The sequence below is a fragment of the Paenibacillus glycanilyticus genome (assembly GCF_051200795.1).
Taxonomy (GTDB): domain Bacteria; phylum Bacillota; class Bacilli; order Paenibacillales; family Paenibacillaceae; genus Pristimantibacillus; species Pristimantibacillus glycanilyticus.
The window spans coordinates 1451034-1466019 of record NZ_CP195155.1; the positions used below are offsets into that span (position 1 = coordinate 1451034).

Annotated in this window: 15 protein-coding genes; 12 read left to right on the plus strand and 3 right to left on the minus strand. The window is 51.0% G+C overall.

Annotated elements, in window-relative coordinates:
* Positions 1-330 precede the first annotated feature (330 nt).
* On the minus strand, positions 331-1245 hold the full coding sequence (locus ACR9FF_RS06615) for an NAD(P)-dependent oxidoreductase (RefSeq protein ID WP_373312756.1): 915 nt from the start codon (positions 1243-1245) through the stop codon (positions 331-333).
* 270 nt (positions 1246-1515) lie between these two features.
* Here ACR9FF_RS06615 and ACR9FF_RS06620 point away from each other — a divergent pair, with 270 nt between their 5' ends.
* The 6 genes from ACR9FF_RS06620 to ACR9FF_RS06645 all read left to right on the plus strand — a co-directional run bounded on the left by ACR9FF_RS06620 (position 1516) and on the right by ACR9FF_RS06645 (position 7523).
* The gene (locus ACR9FF_RS06620) at positions 1516-2865 is read left to right on the plus strand and encodes a glucose-6-phosphate isomerase (RefSeq protein WP_127490854.1); all 1350 of its coding nucleotides are present in this window, start codon (positions 1516-1518) and stop codon (positions 2863-2865) included.
* Positions 2865-3497: a YigZ family protein gene (locus ACR9FF_RS06625; RefSeq protein ID WP_435169843.1), complete on the plus strand. Its 633-nt coding sequence runs from the start codon at positions 2865-2867 to the stop codon at positions 3495-3497. Before ACR9FF_RS06620 ends, ACR9FF_RS06625 begins: the two co-directional genes overlap by 1 nt.
* Before the next feature lie 246 nt (positions 3498-3743).
* Positions 3744-4559: a sulfate ABC transporter permease subunit CysT gene (gene cysT, locus ACR9FF_RS06630; protein ID WP_435169845.1), complete on the plus strand. Its 816-nt coding sequence runs from the start codon at positions 3744-3746 to the stop codon at positions 4557-4559.
* Between the two features lie 2 nt (positions 4560-4561).
* The gene (locus tag ACR9FF_RS06635) at positions 4562-5359 is read left to right on the plus strand and encodes a sulfate ABC transporter permease subunit (RefSeq protein ID WP_127491085.1); all 798 of its coding nucleotides are present in this window, start codon (positions 4562-4564) and stop codon (positions 5357-5359) included.
* 3 nt (positions 5360-5362) lie between these two features.
* Positions 5363-6427 carry a sulfate/molybdate ABC transporter ATP-binding protein gene (locus tag ACR9FF_RS06640; protein ID WP_127490852.1) on the plus strand — a complete coding sequence of 355 codons (1065 nt, stop codon included), beginning with the start codon at positions 5363-5365 and terminating at the stop codon, positions 6425-6427.
* Positions 6428-6461: 34 nt separating this feature from the next.
* A complete protein-coding gene (locus tag ACR9FF_RS06645; RefSeq protein ID WP_435169848.1) occupies positions 6462-7523 on the plus strand; it encodes a sulfate ABC transporter substrate-binding protein in 1062 nt (353 codons plus the stop codon).
* Between the two features lie 56 nt (positions 7524-7579).
* Here the strand turns inward: ACR9FF_RS06645 and ACR9FF_RS06650 are convergent, their stop codons facing one another.
* Positions 7580-8386 carry a Cof-type HAD-IIB family hydrolase gene (locus ACR9FF_RS06650; protein ID WP_201006295.1) on the minus strand — a complete coding sequence of 269 codons (807 nt, stop codon included), beginning with the start codon at positions 8384-8386 and terminating at the stop codon, positions 7580-7582.
* A gap of 171 nt (positions 8387-8557) precedes the next feature.
* Between ACR9FF_RS06650 and ACR9FF_RS06655 the strand changes: the two genes are divergently transcribed.
* The 4 genes from ACR9FF_RS06655 (at position 8558) to ACR9FF_RS06670 (ending at position 11501) form a co-directional block, all read left to right on the plus strand.
* Positions 8558-9976, plus strand: a complete 1419-nt coding sequence (locus tag ACR9FF_RS06655; RefSeq protein WP_435169851.1) for a S41 family peptidase — start codon at positions 8558-8560, stop codon at positions 9974-9976.
* 91 nt (positions 9977-10067) lie between these two features.
* On the plus strand, positions 10068-10289 hold the full coding sequence (locus ACR9FF_RS06660) for a DUF1450 domain-containing protein (protein WP_015842888.1): 222 nt from the start codon (positions 10068-10070) through the stop codon (positions 10287-10289).
* A gap of 95 nt (positions 10290-10384) precedes the next feature.
* On the plus strand, positions 10385-10888 hold the full coding sequence (locus ACR9FF_RS06665; protein ID WP_127490848.1) for a ferritin: 504 nt from the start codon (positions 10385-10387) through the stop codon (positions 10886-10888).
* Between the two features lie 79 nt (positions 10889-10967).
* Positions 10968-11501 carry a hypothetical protein gene (locus ACR9FF_RS06670; protein ID WP_127490847.1) on the plus strand — a complete coding sequence of 178 codons (534 nt, stop codon included), beginning with the start codon at positions 10968-10970 and terminating at the stop codon, positions 11499-11501.
* On the opposite strand, the gene ACR9FF_RS06675 is transcribed toward ACR9FF_RS06670, so the two are convergent.
* On the minus strand, positions 11498-13576 hold the full coding sequence (locus ACR9FF_RS06675; RefSeq protein ID WP_435169855.1) for an ATP-dependent helicase: 2079 nt from the start codon (positions 13574-13576) through the stop codon (positions 11498-11500). The two genes, ACR9FF_RS06670 and ACR9FF_RS06675, sit on opposite strands and share 4 nt — an antisense overlap.
* Positions 13577-13672: 96 nt before the next feature.
* Between ACR9FF_RS06675 and ACR9FF_RS06680 the strand changes: the two genes are divergently transcribed.
* Both ACR9FF_RS06680 and ACR9FF_RS06685 read left to right on the plus strand, forming a co-directional pair.
* On the plus strand, positions 13673-14239 hold the full coding sequence (locus ACR9FF_RS06680; RefSeq protein ID WP_127490845.1) for a GNAT family N-acetyltransferase: 567 nt from the start codon (positions 13673-13675) through the stop codon (positions 14237-14239).
* Between the two features lie 135 nt (positions 14240-14374).
* Entirely contained in the window at positions 14375-14866 is a 492-nt protein-coding gene (locus ACR9FF_RS06685; protein WP_435169857.1) for a GNAT family N-acetyltransferase, read from the plus strand.
* The last annotated feature ends 120 nt before the right edge of the window (positions 14867-14986 follow it).

The following is a 14986-nucleotide window of genomic DNA, read 5'->3' on the forward strand; positions in this document are numbered from 1 at the left end:
AAAAAGGGGCCGTCCCATTCGTCATAAATATGACGATGGGACGGCCCCTTTGTATTTAGGTTAAACAGCAAACTGTGCATATTAATGTTCTTCCGATCGCCATTGCTCAGGGATTTCCCTTGAATCAAAGAGGTATGGTTGGAATCCCTTCACAAAAGCGAACGCTTGATAGCTTTCTGCAAGAAAGCTGCTTCGTAAGCATAAACACTGCTTCTACAGAATCATTAAAATGCTCCGTTTGCCATTAACCTGTTCATTTCAAAGGCAAGAAGGGATTAAAAAAGTGGCCATGCAAGGAACTGCATGGCCATAATTAATTACACTTTTTTATTACTGCTTATCGCCGATCTTACGGCCGATCCATTGCTCGTAGGCTTGCGTCACGCTGCTCATGTCGAGCTCGCCGAGACCCATGGAGTCGCCGATTTGGAATAGGCTTTTTGCCGCTTCCAGCATTGGCGTAGGCACCTTCAGGCCATCCGACAGCACGGAGGAGAGGCGGAGATCCTTCAGCATAAGCGCGAGGGAGAATTGGACATCATAATCGCTGGCAAGCACTTTCTCGCCCTTCAGCTCGGCTGTACGGCTTGCTGCGCCGCCCGATTGGACAAGCTCGAGGAACGCGCTGCCGTTGATGCCGCCGCTTGCCGCGATCGCCATGCCTTCAGCCAGGGCCGCCATATTGATGCCAACGATGGTGTTATGCGCAAGCTTTGCGGTTGCGCCGCTGCCGTTAGCGCCCATGTAGATCACCTTGCGGCCCATAGCGGTCAGAACCGTCTCGACCTCTTTCAGGGTCTTCTCGGGACCGCCAACCATAAAGGTCAACGTGCCGCCTTCAGCCGCCGGCTTGCTGCCCGTAACCGGAGCATCAAGGAAAGATGCGCCTTTCGACTCTGCTGTTTCCGTAAGCTCTAGAGCGAGGGATGGAGAAATCGTGCTGCTGTCAATCAGGATGGTGCCCGGACGGACTGCGTCAAAAATCCCGTTTTCCCCATAATAAACTTCGCGGATCGCCGCGTCGTTGCTGATCATCGTGATCACAATTTCGGCTTCACGCACAGCGTCGGCCGGAGTTGCGGCTTCGTTTGCCCCGCAAGCGATAAGCTCGCCGGCTTTGCCGGCTGTCCGGTTGTACACTTTAACCTCAAAGCCGCTGCGAAGCAGGTTCGCAGCCATGCCGTAACCCATCACGCCAAGACCGATAAATCCGATTTTTTTCATGTACAGTTCCCTCCAGTGTATCTTTAAGTTCTAAGTATTAATCACTTTTATCTTCTATCATAGCTTAGATTCAAGCGGAATGAAACTTGCCCGGCTGTCGAAGGCAGACGCGGCCGTTCTCGCTTGGTTAGCTCCATAATGCATCAAGCCATAAAAGCTTTTACTAATCATTATAGATAATCTTCATACCTTTTTCATGGTTTGTTGCTTGTTTTTCAAATCTAAATCCGATATTCTAAAGGCTAAGTAAGACAGGTAATTGAAAAACAGTATCAGGGAGGCCTTTCTTTCATGAGTAAAACGGTAAAATTCGATTACACTAAAGCCCTTGGCTTTATTGGACAACATGAAATCGACAATTTGTCGGAACAAGTTCGTATCGCCCACGAACAATTACATAATGGTACTGGCGCAGGCTCCGACTACCTCGGTTGGATTGACCTGCCTAACAATTATGACAAAGAAGAATTCGCCCGCATCAAGCAATCCGCGGAGAAAATCAAATCCGATTCCGAAGTGCTGGTTGTTATCGGCATCGGCGGTTCTTACCTTGGCGCGCGCGCGGCAATCGAGATGCTCTCGAACTCCTTCTACAACCTGCAAACAAAAGAACAGCGCAAAACTCCGCAAGTTCTGTTCGCGGGCAACAACATCAGCTCGACTTACGTGACGCATCTGCTTCAATTGCTGGATGGCCGCGACTGGTCGATCAACGTGATCTCCAAATCCGGCACAACTACCGAGCCGGCTATTGCTTTCCGTATCTTCCGCGAAGCTCTCGAGAGCAAATACGGCAAGGAAGCAGCACGCAAGCGTATCTACGCAACAACGGATCAGGCAAAAGGCGCCCTGAAGAAGCTGGCGAGCGAAGAAGGCTACGAGTCGTTTGTTATCCCTGACGATGTCGGCGGCCGTTATTCCGTCCTGACAGCTGTAGGCCTTCTGCCAATCGCCGTTGCAGGTGTCGACATCGACGCTATGATGCAAGGCGCGGCAGACGCATCGAAGGAATACAGCAACCCGAACCTAGCGGAGAACGAGGCATATCAATACGCTGCGGCGCGCAACGCGCTCTACCGCAAAGGCAAAGTAACGGAAATCCTCGTGAACTACGAGCCGAACCTGCACTTTGTATCCGAGTGGTGGAAGCAGCTCTTCGGCGAAAGCGAAGGTAAAGATTACAAAGGCATCTATCCGGCGTCCGTCGATTTTTCGACAGACCTGCACTCGATGGGCCAATTCATCCAAGAGGGCAACCGCAACATCTTCGAAACGGTTATCCAAGTAAACGAAGTAGCCGAGCACATCACCATTGGCAACGATCCTGCTGACCTCGACGGATTGAATTTCCTGACAGGCAAAACGATGGACTTCGTTAACAAAAAAGCATTCCAAGGTACGCTTCTGGCCCATACGGACGGACAAGTACCTAACTTTATCGTGAACATCGCCGACATGACGCCTTATACGTTTGGTTACATGGTTTACTTCTTCGAGAAAGCCTGCGGCATCAGCGGCTACCTGTCGGGCGTGAATCCGTTCGACCAACCGGGCGTAGAGGCGTACAAACGCAATATGTTCGCGCTGCTTGGCAAACCAGGCTACGAGAAAGAAAAGGCTGAGCTCGAAGCTCGTCTGTAATGCTGGAGCGTTATTCTACGGTTAGAGGTCCGGGCAGCGAAGAGGTCGTTATCAAGAAGTCCCGTTTTATCGGCTACGCAAAGCCGGTGGAGACGGAAGAGGAAGCCGTTTCGTTCATCGATGAGATCAAACGGCTTCATCGGGCTGCCACCCATAACTGCTCGGCTTATGTAGTCGGGGAACGCGATCAGCATCAGAAAGCCTCCGATGACGGTGAACCTAGCGGGACGGCCGGCAAGCCAATCCTTGAGGTCATCAAGCATAAGGGCTTAAAAAACGTTGCGGTCGTGGTTACCCGTTATTTCGGCGGGATTATGCTTGGTGCCGGCGGTCTGGTCCGTGCTTATACGGACGGCGCGGTAGCGGGCATCGAAGCAGCCGGCGAAATCGTGAAGGTGCTGCACCGGGAAGTTTTTGTTGACGTGGACTATACGTGGTACGGCAAAGTGGAGAATGAGCTCCTCGGCCGGGGCACTCGTCTTGGCGGCACTGAATTTACGGATCGCGTTACGGTGAAATGCCTTCCCGTCGTATCGGAGGCCGACGCTTTTGTGGCGTGGATAACCGATTTGACGCAAGGACAAGCCGTCATTACGGAAGGCGAAGAGCTTTATTATATCGAAGGCGAATAAGAAAAGCCGCCCGTTGTCTTGGCTAAAAGACAGCAGGCGGCTTTTTGCTATTTTCTAAGGAATGTTATTACAGCAAAAATGGACAGTCCAATTACGCATAAAATGTAAATATGGGATTGACTAGACCAGTTGTTCTCTGCTAAATTTAGAATACCAAGTGATCTAATAGGAATTGTGTATTTACTATTGATTAAGGTTTAGCAAACACCTACGGTTCGAACCGGTGGTTTGGAGGTCATAAGCAGCATGAATGTCATGTTTCGCAGCAAGTGGTGGAGCTTCGGATTTCGGAGCGCGATTATGCTCTACTTTATTGTATTAATTGTACTTCCCATTATCGGAATTTATACGCAGTCGGTATCCAGAGGTTTTGTTCCCTTCTGGGAGAGTATATCGGATCCCCTGGCATGGAAGGCCGTGCTGCTGACCATTAAGCTGGCGCTTATCGCAACCGTCATTAACGTGCTGCTGGGTTCGATGATCGGATGGGTACTAATCCGTTACCGTTTTCCGGGAAGAAGGATTTTGAACAGCTTGGTTGACCTGCCGTTTGCTCTTCCGACAGCCGTAACCGGGCTTATGATTTTGCTTTTGCTTGGCCCAGGGAGCTTTGTTGGCGAGCTGGCTTCGAAGATGGGCTTTACGATTGTATTCCATCAGCCGGCGATTGTGATCGCCATGGTCTTTGTAACTTTTCCGTTTGTGATCCGGGCGGTTCAACCGCTGCTCGAGGAGATCGACAAATCGGAAGAAGAAGCTGCCTATACGATGGGCGCAAGCAAATTCCGTACCTTTTTTAGCGTCATCTATCCTTCAATGCTACCGGGAGCAATCAGCGGTGCGATGCTGGCTTTCTCAAGAGCACTAGCGGAGTTCGGGGCCGTTGTACTGGTAGCGGGCAATATCCCGGGCAAGACGCTGATTGCCGCCGTTTATATTTTTGGAGAAATTGAGAGTGACAATCCGCAAGGGGCTGCAGCGGTTTCGGTATTGCTGCTGACGCTTTCGTTTATCATTTTATGGACGGTCAACCTGATTCAATCGAGGAGGCCGGGGAAATGACAATTAGACGAACGTGGATTGGTCTTACTTATATCGTTTTTACCTTATTGCTGATTATTCCGCTTATCGAGATCTTCACGGGCTCGTGGGCGGACGGCTGGAGCGGTTTTGTTGAAGGGTTAACCCGCAAGCAATCGCTTCATGCCTTGCAGATGACGGCCATTATCGTAGTCGTTGTAACGGCTATTAACACCGTGTTTGGCGTTATGCTGGCGCTTTATCTGGTTCGCGCCCATTGGATCGGACCCCGCATGAAGCGGCTGCTCAACAGCATCGTGGATTTGCCGTTTGCCGTATCGCCGGTTATCGGCGGTTTGATGATTGTTCTTTTATTAGGTCCTAATACCGTAATCGGTTCATTTTTCGAGGATACAGGCTTTAAAGTCGTTTACGCCCTGCCGGGGATGATTCTTGCTTCCCTGTTCGTGACGTTCCCGCTGATGGTGCGCGAGGTGCTGCCGGTGCTTCAGGAGATTGGCGCCCAGCAGGAGGAAGCGGCCTCTACTCTAGGCGCGTACTCGTGGTATACATTCTGGAAGGTGACTTGGCCGTCTATCCGCTGGGGCGTTATTTACGGCGTTGTACTGACGGTGGCAAGAACGCTAGGCGAGTTTGGAGCGGTGCTTGTCGTATCGGGCAATATTATGAACAAGACGCAGACGGCTACCACGCTCGTGTATCAGGATGTCGAGAATTTTAACGTTGTAGAAGCAAACGGCGTAGCCCTTGTGCTTGCCGTATTCTCCGTAGGCCTTCTCCTATTAATGGAATGGGCGAAAAAACGAAAGGAAGTGCATTAAGCCATGCATATTGAAGTTCGTAACTTGAGCAAGAGCTTTGGCGATTTCCACGCCGTGCAGGACGTCAGCTTCGAGATTGAAAAAGGTCATCTGATCGGGCTTCTTGGTCCAAGCGGCGGCGGCAAAACGTCGATTCTTCGTATGCTGGCCGGCCTCGAGACGCCTACTTCCGGGGATATTCTGTTCCATGGCAAGCGGGTTAACGATCTGCCCCCGCAGGAGCGCGGAATCGGCTTCGTATTCCAGAACTATGCATTGTTCAAGCATATGACCGTATATGACAACATTGCTTTTGGGCTGAAGGTAAAAAAGCAGTCCAAAGAGCAAATCCGCGAGCGCGTATCTACGCTGGTTGAGCTGACGGGTCTCAAGGGCTTCGAGCACCGTTACGTGCATCAGCTGTCCGGCGGACAACGCCAGCGCGTCGCTTTCGCCCGCGCGCTTGCTCCGGAGCCGCAGCTGCTGCTGCTTGACGAGCCGTTTGCCGCTATTGACGCCAAGATTCGTACCGAGCTGCGGACTTGGCTGAAAGAAATGATCGAGCGCGTAGGCATCACTTCCATCTTCGTCACCCATGACCAGGACGAAGCGATTGAAGTAGCGGACGAGATCATGATCATCGGCAAAGGCAAGCTGGAGCAGAAGGGCACGCCTTGGGAAATTTACAAAAATCCGCAAACGCCGTTTGTCGCAAGCTTTATTGGCGAATCGACGATCGTGGAGGACGTTAAAGTACTAAAAGGCTTTGACGCCGCATTGTCCTTCCCGGGAACAAAAGCTCTCATCCGTCCCGAATATATCGAGATTGGCAAGCCGGGCGAGATTCGCCTGCAGTCCGCGTCCGTAAACGCAACGGTGAAAGCCCTGCATTTCCGCGGCAGCGAGTGGATGGTCGAGCTGCTCGTGGACAACGTAAAGCTTATTACGTACCGTTCGCTGGAGAAGGAAGTGCTGCAGCCTGGCGAGCAGGTTAGCGTGCTTGTCCATCGCGCGTATCTCTTCAACGATAACGACAGCTGGATTATGGAAAACAGCCTGAAGGTTGACCCCATGCCGATTCATATCTAAGTACTCATCTTAGTAGAAAGAGTTGTATACGAACATGAATATAAATCGAAGAGCAAGCCGGCGGATTGCCGTACTGCTCCTGGCCGTACTGCTGATTATAACAGCAGGCTGCGGCAAGGAGGAGACGAAGCAGCCCGCCGAGTCTACCGCACAAGACGGTGATGTAACGCTTGTCATCGGTGCCTACTCCGTAGTGAAGGATGCGTTCAGCGAGATTTTGCCGCAATTCCAAGCCTATTGGAAAGAGCAGACAGGTCAGAAGGTTGTATTCCAGGAATCGTATGAAGCTTCGGGAACGCAGGCACGCGCCATAGCCGGAGGCTTCGAGGCGGATGTCGCGATTCTGGCGATGGAAGGCGATCTAGATAAAATCTCGAACGCAGGTTTCATTACGCATGATTGGAAGTCTCAGCCGAATAAAGGCTTGATTACGAAATCGATTGTTGTCCTCGGGACCAGAGAAGGCAACCCCAAAGGCATTAAGGACTGGGATGATCTCACCCGCAAAGGCGTAAAGGTTCTCTATCCGAATCCAAAGACATCCGGCGGCGCGCAATGGGATATCAACGCGATCTACGGAGCAGGGCTCAAGAAGTCGGAGGAAGAGACGGGGACAAAGGATCCGGCTTTTGCCAAGAAATATTTGGAGTCGATTCATAAGAACGTGGAGTCTCTCGATAAGAGCGGGCGCGCTTCCATGGCGGCTTTCGAATACGGCGTTGGCGACGTTATCGTTACTTACGAGAATGAACTGCTTGGCCGCATAATGAATGGCGTTAAGTATGACATCGTTGTTCCGAAGAACACGATCCTGATCGAGAACCCGGCTGCCGTCGTGGATAAAAACGTCGATAAACACGGTTCGCGCAAAGTGGCCGAAGCGTTTATCTCGTATTTGCAAAGCGAGGAAGCGCAGCGTACGTTCGTCAAATACGGCTTCCGTTCGGTCGACGATAAGGTAGCCGAAGAGTCTAAGGATAAGTATGTCGTACCGGAAGGGCTGTTCGATATTTCCTATCTGGGCGGCTGGAAGGAAGTCCGTCAGAATCTCTATTCGAAAAAAGGCATCTGGTATCAGGTGCTTGCGGGAATTTAAAACGCAACAAAAAACTCCATGGTGGAAGCGCCGCTTCCCCGTGGAGTTTTTTTGTTTTATTCGGCGGCTGGCTGCAGGACGAATTTCTCAATGACATGACGAACGCCTTCTTCGTTATTCGTCAGCGTAATATAATCCGCGATTTCCTTCAGCTTAGGGGTGGCGTTGCCCATTGCCACGCCAAGACCGGCTGCTTCAATCATTTCGTGGTCATTCCACGCATCGCCAATCGCGATGGTCTGCTCGACCCCGCAGCCTAAATGCTCGGCCATAAATCGCAGCGCATGGCCTTTTGTGCCTTCCTTGTGCATAAACTCGAGGTAATGAGGCTTGGATTTCGTAATATGGACCCGGTCGCCAATAATAGGCTTTAACTCTTCGGCGAGCTGATCCAGATAGGCCGGATCATCGATGATAAGCATTTTATTGTTAGGCTTGTCGAGCAAAGCTTCGAAATCCTCGGCTACGACATACGGGATATTCGTCAGCGTGGAATAGTTGACCGCTTTCTCGTTGGCTTCCTTCACGTATAAAATATCGTCCGCATAAAGCTGCAAATGGAGGCCTCGCTGCTCGGTGATCGCGTACAGCTCCTTCGCCGCATCCTGCGGCACGCAGCGCTCGTAGAGCACTTCCCCATCCAGGAGCGTCTTCACAAGCGAGCCCTGATAAGTAATAATCGGAACGTTCAGCTGGATCTGATCCGCGATTTTTTTGGCCGAAGCATACATCCGTCCCGTGGCCAGGGTAACGGTTACGCCTAACGCAATGGCTTCCTCCATCGCCTTTTTCGTGCCTTCGGTCACGATTAACTCGTCATTAAGAAGCGTATCATCGACATCGATTGCAATTAATTTGTACATGTCTCTCTCTCCTGTCTCTATTCGTCCAACAAAAGCTAGGTTGATTGTAGCGAAAAACCTAGCCGGCTTCAACCCTATACCCCAACGGATTACCCCGCCCATTTGCTCAGCGTACCCCAAATAAGCTACATTAGAATACAGAACATCAGTCATAGTCAGGAGTGACCCATAGTGAAAGAAATCTCGAATGAGGCAGCGAAGCAGCGGATTATAACGTTTGCGGTTATTGGCGCATTACTATTTACGATTATCGGATTTATTCTTGGCTGGCTCTGGATGGAAGTGAGGTATCCCATGCTGAAGGAGCCTGCGTTCCGTAATTTTACGGTGTCCTACAACACCATTATGGATAAATACTTAAACGGCGCGAAGTCGGAGGATCTCATTAACGGCGCCTCCCAAGGCATGCTTGCTTCGCTGGGCGATCCTTACTCCAGATATTTGGTCAAGGAGCAGGGCAGCGCTTATACGCAAGGCTACGAAGGAGAATTCTCCGGAGTGGGCATTACCCTTCAGGAAGCGGACGGCAAGTTTATCGTGGCCAGCGTGACGGAAGGAGCGCCGGCAGAGCGCGGAGGCGTTCACGCGGGGGATGAGATCGTTGGCGTGAACGGGACCACGATTAAAGGCAAAGAGTACGATGATGTCATTACCGTTCTGCGAGGAGATGCCGGTACGAAGGTGAAGCTGTCCCTTCAACGGGGAGACGTTGCGAAGCCGATCGAGGTGGAGCTGACTAGGGAAGCGATTGCGGTACATACGGTAACGTCGGAAATGCTCAGCGGCGGCATCGGGCACGTAACGATCACGAAGTTCGGGGAGAAGACGGATGACGAGTTCAAGACCGAAATCGGGAAACTCCAAAAAGAAGGGATGAAGAAGCTGCTGCTTGATCTTCGTTCCAATCCCGGCGGCCTGCTGCAATCCACGATCCAGATTGCGAATATGCTAGTGCCTAAGGATAAAGTCATTCTGGAGGTTGTCTACAAAAATCACACGAATACGGTTACTTACCGCTCGAAGCAGGAGAAGCCATGGACGATTCCGATCGTTGTCCTGGTGAACGGTCAATCCGCAAGCGCCAGCGAGGTGCTTACGGCTGCGCTCAAGGAATCCGCTGGCGCAACGGTGGTTGGGGAGAAAACCTTCGGCAAAGGCATCGTGCAGACCTTCCAGCAGTTCAAGGACAAATCGGTGCTTAGCCTGACGGAAGCCCAATGGAAAACGCCGGGAGGCACCTGGATCCATAAGCAGGGCGTAACACCGGATGTAACGGTAGCTCTGCCGGCCTTCGCAAGCCTCAGCCAGCTTCCGTTCGGAACGGAGCTTAAGACCGGAAGCTTCGGGGACAACGTCAAGACGCTCCAGCTGATGCTGCAGGAGCTTGGATACACGCCGGTTGGAGATATCGGCTTGTTTAACGAGCAGACCGCTGATGCGTTAAGCCGCTTCCAGAAGGATAATAAGCTGGGGGCAACCGGCACGTTTAACGACATGACGGGTTACCGGATACTCGAGTTATTAAGCGACAAGCTGAAGGAAGAGGATACGCAGCTTCACAAAGGGATCGAAATTTTGAACAGTAAATAAGTCCGCCGAATTCGCTATTGACAACGGGAATGATAATTATTATCATTCATAGAGGAAAGTATTACACCGTTGCGCAGCGAGGTGAGCCGGCATGAAGAAGATCAAATATTGCACCCGGAATTTAAAGAACGGAACCAAGCCTGTTTACAAGGCGATGAAGAACAAGTATCCGGACATAAAGATGAAGAAGAAGGACTGTCTTGGCAACTGCAGAACGTGCAAACGCGAGAGCTTTGCGATGATTAAATCCAGAAGCATCTGCGCTTCGAGCCCGGACCAGTTGTATAAGGAATTGAAGAAATTGATCGGGTAACCAAATATTTTGGATAATTTTGCATGGGACGGCTTTTGCCGTCCTTTCCGTTTATGTTAGAATAAAACCAAACACGAAAAAGAGGTGCATAAGCGATGAATGATAAATTAGCGGAAGCGCTCAATGAGCAGATGAATTTTGAATTTTATTCGGCGCATGTGTATCTTGCAATGGCAGCCTATTGCTCCGGCGAAAGTCTCGATGGATTCGCGAACTTCTTCATTATCCAAGCTGAGGAAGAGCGTTTCCATGGTATGAAAATATACAAATTCCTGAATGACCGCGGACGCCGCGCTACGCTTTCCGCGCTTGGCGAGCCTAAGAACGAATACGAGTCCATGCTTGACGCCTTCCAGCATGGCTACGCGCATGAGCAGCAAAATACGAAGCGCTTCTACAACCTGGCGGATCTTGCGCTTAATGACCGCGAGCACGCAACGATGTACTTCCTGAAATGGTTCATCGATGAGCAGGTTGAAGAAGAAGCATTGTTCGATAACATTATCCAGAAGCTGAAGCGCATTGATAAGGACAGCAACGCATTCTACATGCTGGACGCGGAATTCGCGCAGCGTACGTTTGTAGCTCCGGCAGAATAATAGACATTATGAGAAAACGGGACCTGGCAGCATTACTGACAGGTCCCGTTTTTTTATGATCACAAGATGGAGGAATGGAATGTTTATCGCGCAGCGTATTTTGGGATATGCGGCTATATTATTCGGTCTTCTGATTTCCTTTTCGGGACAAATCGGAGAGGGCGGGATGTTCGCCGCTGCCGGTTTTGTGCTTGTCTCGCTAGCCGAGCTCGTCCGGCTGCAGCAAGGAATGTACCATCTGGCCTTAGGTCTGCCGCTCAAAAATGAGCAGATTCATAAAATACTTAGACGAACCCCGCCGGTCAAAGTGACCTCAACGACCTTGTCGATTCATCCCTTTAATGAGACCGAATATCCGCTGCTGGAGCTTCAAGGAGAATCCTATTTGCGGGTAAAAGCCTTTATTCCTTATATCGAGCAGTCCGAAACGGAGTACCGGTTCACCTTCCCGGAATCGGCGCTTGTCCTGCTCATTTGCGACCCCCGTTATAGTCATGGAAGCCGCTTGTTCCAATATAATGACCAAGTATTCGTCAAGCTGTCGGCGTTGCCTCTTTCGGTACAGAAGGAAGGGGATCGGCTACGGGTTGAGATCGCAGCCCCGAAGCATTAACTATAAGCATGAATAATGAAAGACGATACCGCCGCGGGCTTGCCGCGGTAATAAGCGGGGGAGCTGATATACAGCTCCTCTTCCGCCCTTGTGACGGCTACATAGGCGAGCCGCCGTTCCTCTTCCATCGCAGCTTCCCCGACATTATCGCCAGCCTGAATAGCGCTTCGGTCGCTGTTCTTCTCCGCGGTAATCGCCGAGCTATGCGGCAGTATCCCTTCGGATACGCCGCACATAAAGACGACCGGAAACTCCAGCCCCTTGGACTTGTGAATGGTCATAAAATTGACCGCGTCGGCATTGCTGCTGTCCAGCTTCATCCGTTTCATCTCTTCATGTTTCGACGCAATCTCGTCGATAAAAGCAAGGAAAGCCGTTATGCCGTCAAACCGTTTGGCTGAAGCCTCCAGCTCGTCCAGCATTTCCTTCAGGGAATCCTTATGCTCGGTTAAGGCCGGTCCGCTTTTGTTAGCTTCAATAAATTGATCGTAGAATTCCATGCGAAGCCGGCGGATCGCCGCCTCCGGCTTCAGCTTCTCCAGGGAACGGATCAGCTTGATCCGTTCTTTTATTTTATCCTGATGGAAAGACTTAATCTCAGGATACCGGGTTAGATGGATAAGCGGCCATTTCTTAGCCTGCTTCTTATCCTCATTCCATATAAACGCCATCGCCTGATCCGGCCGGACATACATCGTGGCAAGCATCGCTTCCATCGCGTCAAAGTTGCGGCGGTCGACGGACAAGCGAAGATGGGCGATAACCGGCTTAATGACCCATTGCTCGTACAGCGATTCGCCGCTGCCGTAGTCGATAAACGGGACCTGGCGGATAACCAGTTGATCAAATATCGCCCGGCTGCTGCTGGCAGTCCGGAATAGGATCGCAAAATCTCGGAACGAGCGTCCTTTTTTCTCCTTCTGCTGCAGCAGCGTATTTACGATCAGATCCGCTTCGTCGTCGCTGTTGCCGGGTCTCGCATACACGGGCGGAAGGCCATGGGGCTTTGCCGTCAGCAAGGTTTTGCTGCGCCGCTGCTTATTATGGCGGATAACGGCGTTGCCAAGGCCAACGATGCCGGAGCCGGAGCGGTAATTGACGTCGAGAATAATGTTTTTGGCGCCGGGGAACTGCTTCTCGAAGTTCAGGATATAATCGTTGCGCGCTCCGTTAAAGGAGTAGATCGTCTGATCGTCATCGCCCACCACCATCAGATTCCGGTGCGGCTGAACGAGGAGCTTGATGATCTCGTACTGAATCGTATTGGTGTCCTGGAATTCATCGATCATGACATAGCGGAACCGGTTCTGCAGCATGGCGAGCAGGTTCTCGTCCTGCTTGAGCAGCTGGTACGCTTCGAGCAGCATGTCATCGTAATCGATTAAGTCTAATTGGCGTTTCCATTCTTCATAACTGGTAAAGATAAGCTTAAGCTGCCGGTCCTCTTCCGTTTTCTCGGGAAGGTCCGGAACGGCAATCATCTGCATTTTATAAGACGACAGCAGGGTTATAAGCGTCTCCGGCTGGTACGTCTCATGCAAATTGCGTTCGCGCAGCAGCCGTTTGAAGTAAATCTGCTTGCGTCCGGCTTCGCCCAGAATATTTTGCTTGTAGCCGCGCCTGCGCAGCATAAGAAGACAAAACGAATGGAAGGTTCGGGCTTCAATCTTGGCTGTGGCTCCTTGTCCGATATTCGGCAGCTGGCTGATTCGTTGCTTCATTTCGTCGGCTGCTTTTTTGGAGAAGGTCATAAGCAGAAGCTGCTGGGGCGGGATGCCGCGGACGGACAGCATGTATCCGGTCCGGCAGACGAGGACGGAGGTTTTGCCCGAGCCTGCGCCGGCCAGTGTCAGAATGGGGCCATCGATATGGCGCACCGCAGAGATCTGCCTCTGGTTCAACCGAATCCCTTGGCTTTCCAAAGCGCGGAAATAGAAGGCATCCTTGTCGGAAGGAGGGACCAGCTGCTCGCTTGTATCGGCGGAAGCAGGGGCGGCCGGTGTATAATTTTTATTAACAACGCCGTACGGGCGTTTGTAATAGATTTTATTGTTGGAATTTGTTGCATTGTTCATTGTCTATAATCACCTGTTGTCGATTATAGCATGATAGAATGGGTGTTCGTACGTTAAAACCGAAATTATTAATATTTGGAGAGGAATGAAGACATCATGATTGGACCGGCAGGCAAGGAAGACGTGGAGCAAGTAATGCCGCTGCTGCATGAAGCTATCGGCAACATCGCCTGCTCCCTTGCGGGAGTGGAGGATGAAGCGGAAGCGATGCGGATATTGGCCGAATTTTATATCGAAGAGGGGAACCGTGTCAGCTACCGGAATGTGATCGTAGACAAAAGAGACGGCGTAATTGCGGGTATATTGGTATGCTATTCCGGGGATCGCGCGGAGCAACTGGATCAGCCGTTAATCGAGCGCGTGAAGCGGGTAACCGGTATCGCGGATTACGCGATCCTGACGGAAACGCGTCCTGGCGAGTTTTACCTGGACTCCATTGCCGTCCATTCTTCATTCCGCAAGCAAGGCATTGCCAAGGCGCTGATGGCTGCTTTCGAGCAGGAGGCTGTGAAGCAAGGCTATTCTCTGGTTTCGTTAATCGTTGAGGAATACAATGGCCAGGCAAGGCTGCTTTATGAAAAAATGGGCTACAGGGCAGACGGCGAGCTTTTGATTAGCGGACACCGCTATACGAGAATGGTAAAGACTGTATCCGGAGAATAAGGGCGAGGAAAGAAGGAATGCGGCGAGTTATGTCGAAACTGTAGAACCGGCGTAATTATTACAAACATAACGGGTGATACATATATGAACCTTATCCCTTCCTCTTGGAGTACCCCGACTTTTAGTTGTGAAGATTTGCAGTCATCCGAAATTGGTCTTGTGCAGGAGTTGTATACGGCAAGCGCGCCGGTCGCCTTGTGGGATGGGAAAGAGCAAGATCCTCATTATATCGAGCTTTCCTATCATGAAGGCATACTGCCGGAAGGCGGCGTGAAGGAGCGGTTCCGGATTCAGTCCATCAGGCTGAAAACAACGGAGGAAATCGTTGGCTTCCTCAGTGTGTATCATAGCTACCCTCATCCGGATTCGCTGTATCTGGCCATGATGTGCATCAGCGGTGATTTCCAGAATCAAGGCTACGGCCAGGAAGTCATGAAGCATTTTCTGCTGGAGATTGGTCTGCTTGGTTATTCCGAAGTCAGGGTTAATGTCTCTCTCCGCAATTGGGCAGGACTTCGCTTCTGGACGAAATCCGGGTTCAATCGCATCAGCGGCATTTTTGGCGACAAGGAGTTCGCGGAAGGCAAATTTGCGGATATCGAGCTGATTAACCGATGGTCAATGTGAATTTTTAGATGTCATTGTGTAATAATGATAACTATGTTAAGATTATAATTATTCTAAATTATAATCATTCTAAATAAGCTTGAAGCACAACAACGGATATTGAAACACAAGGAAAGGCGG

What these genes read in the sequence shown, in the direction of transcription:
- ACR9FF_RS06665 (WP_127490848.1), top strand. Translation starts at nt 10,385, where the DNA reads ATGAATGATAAATTAGCGGAAGCGCTCAATGAGCAGATGAATTTTGAA.
- ACR9FF_RS06680 (WP_127490845.1), top strand. Translation starts at nt 13,673, where the DNA reads ATGATTGGACCGGCAGGCAAGGAAGACGTGGAGCAAGTAATGCCGCTG.
- ACR9FF_RS06640 (WP_127490852.1), top strand. Translation starts at nt 5,363, where the DNA reads ATGCATATTGAAGTTCGTAACTTGAGCAAGAGCTTTGGCGATTTCCAC.
- ACR9FF_RS06670 (WP_127490847.1), top strand. Translation starts at nt 10,968, where the DNA reads ATGTTTATCGCGCAGCGTATTTTGGGATATGCGGCTATATTATTCGGT.
- ACR9FF_RS06650 (WP_201006295.1), bottom strand. Translation starts at nt 8,386, where the DNA reads ATGTACAAATTAATTGCAATCGATGTCGATGATACGCTTCTTAATGAC.
- ACR9FF_RS06660 (WP_015842888.1), top strand. Translation starts at nt 10,068, where the DNA reads ATGAAGAAGATCAAATATTGCACCCGGAATTTAAAGAACGGAACCAAG.
- cysT (WP_435169845.1), top strand. Translation starts at nt 3,744, where the DNA reads ATGAATGTCATGTTTCGCAGCAAGTGGTGGAGCTTCGGATTTCGGAGC.
- ACR9FF_RS06675 (WP_435169855.1), bottom strand. Translation starts at nt 13,576, where the DNA reads ATGAACAATGCAACAAATTCCAACAATAAAATCTATTACAAACGCCCG.
- ACR9FF_RS06645 (WP_435169848.1), top strand. Translation starts at nt 6,462, where the DNA reads ATGAATATAAATCGAAGAGCAAGCCGGCGGATTGCCGTACTGCTCCTG.
- ACR9FF_RS06625 (WP_435169843.1), top strand. Translation starts at nt 2,865, where the DNA reads ATGCTGGAGCGTTATTCTACGGTTAGAGGTCCGGGCAGCGAAGAGGTC.
- ACR9FF_RS06620 (WP_127490854.1), top strand. Translation starts at nt 1,516, where the DNA reads ATGAGTAAAACGGTAAAATTCGATTACACTAAAGCCCTTGGCTTTATT.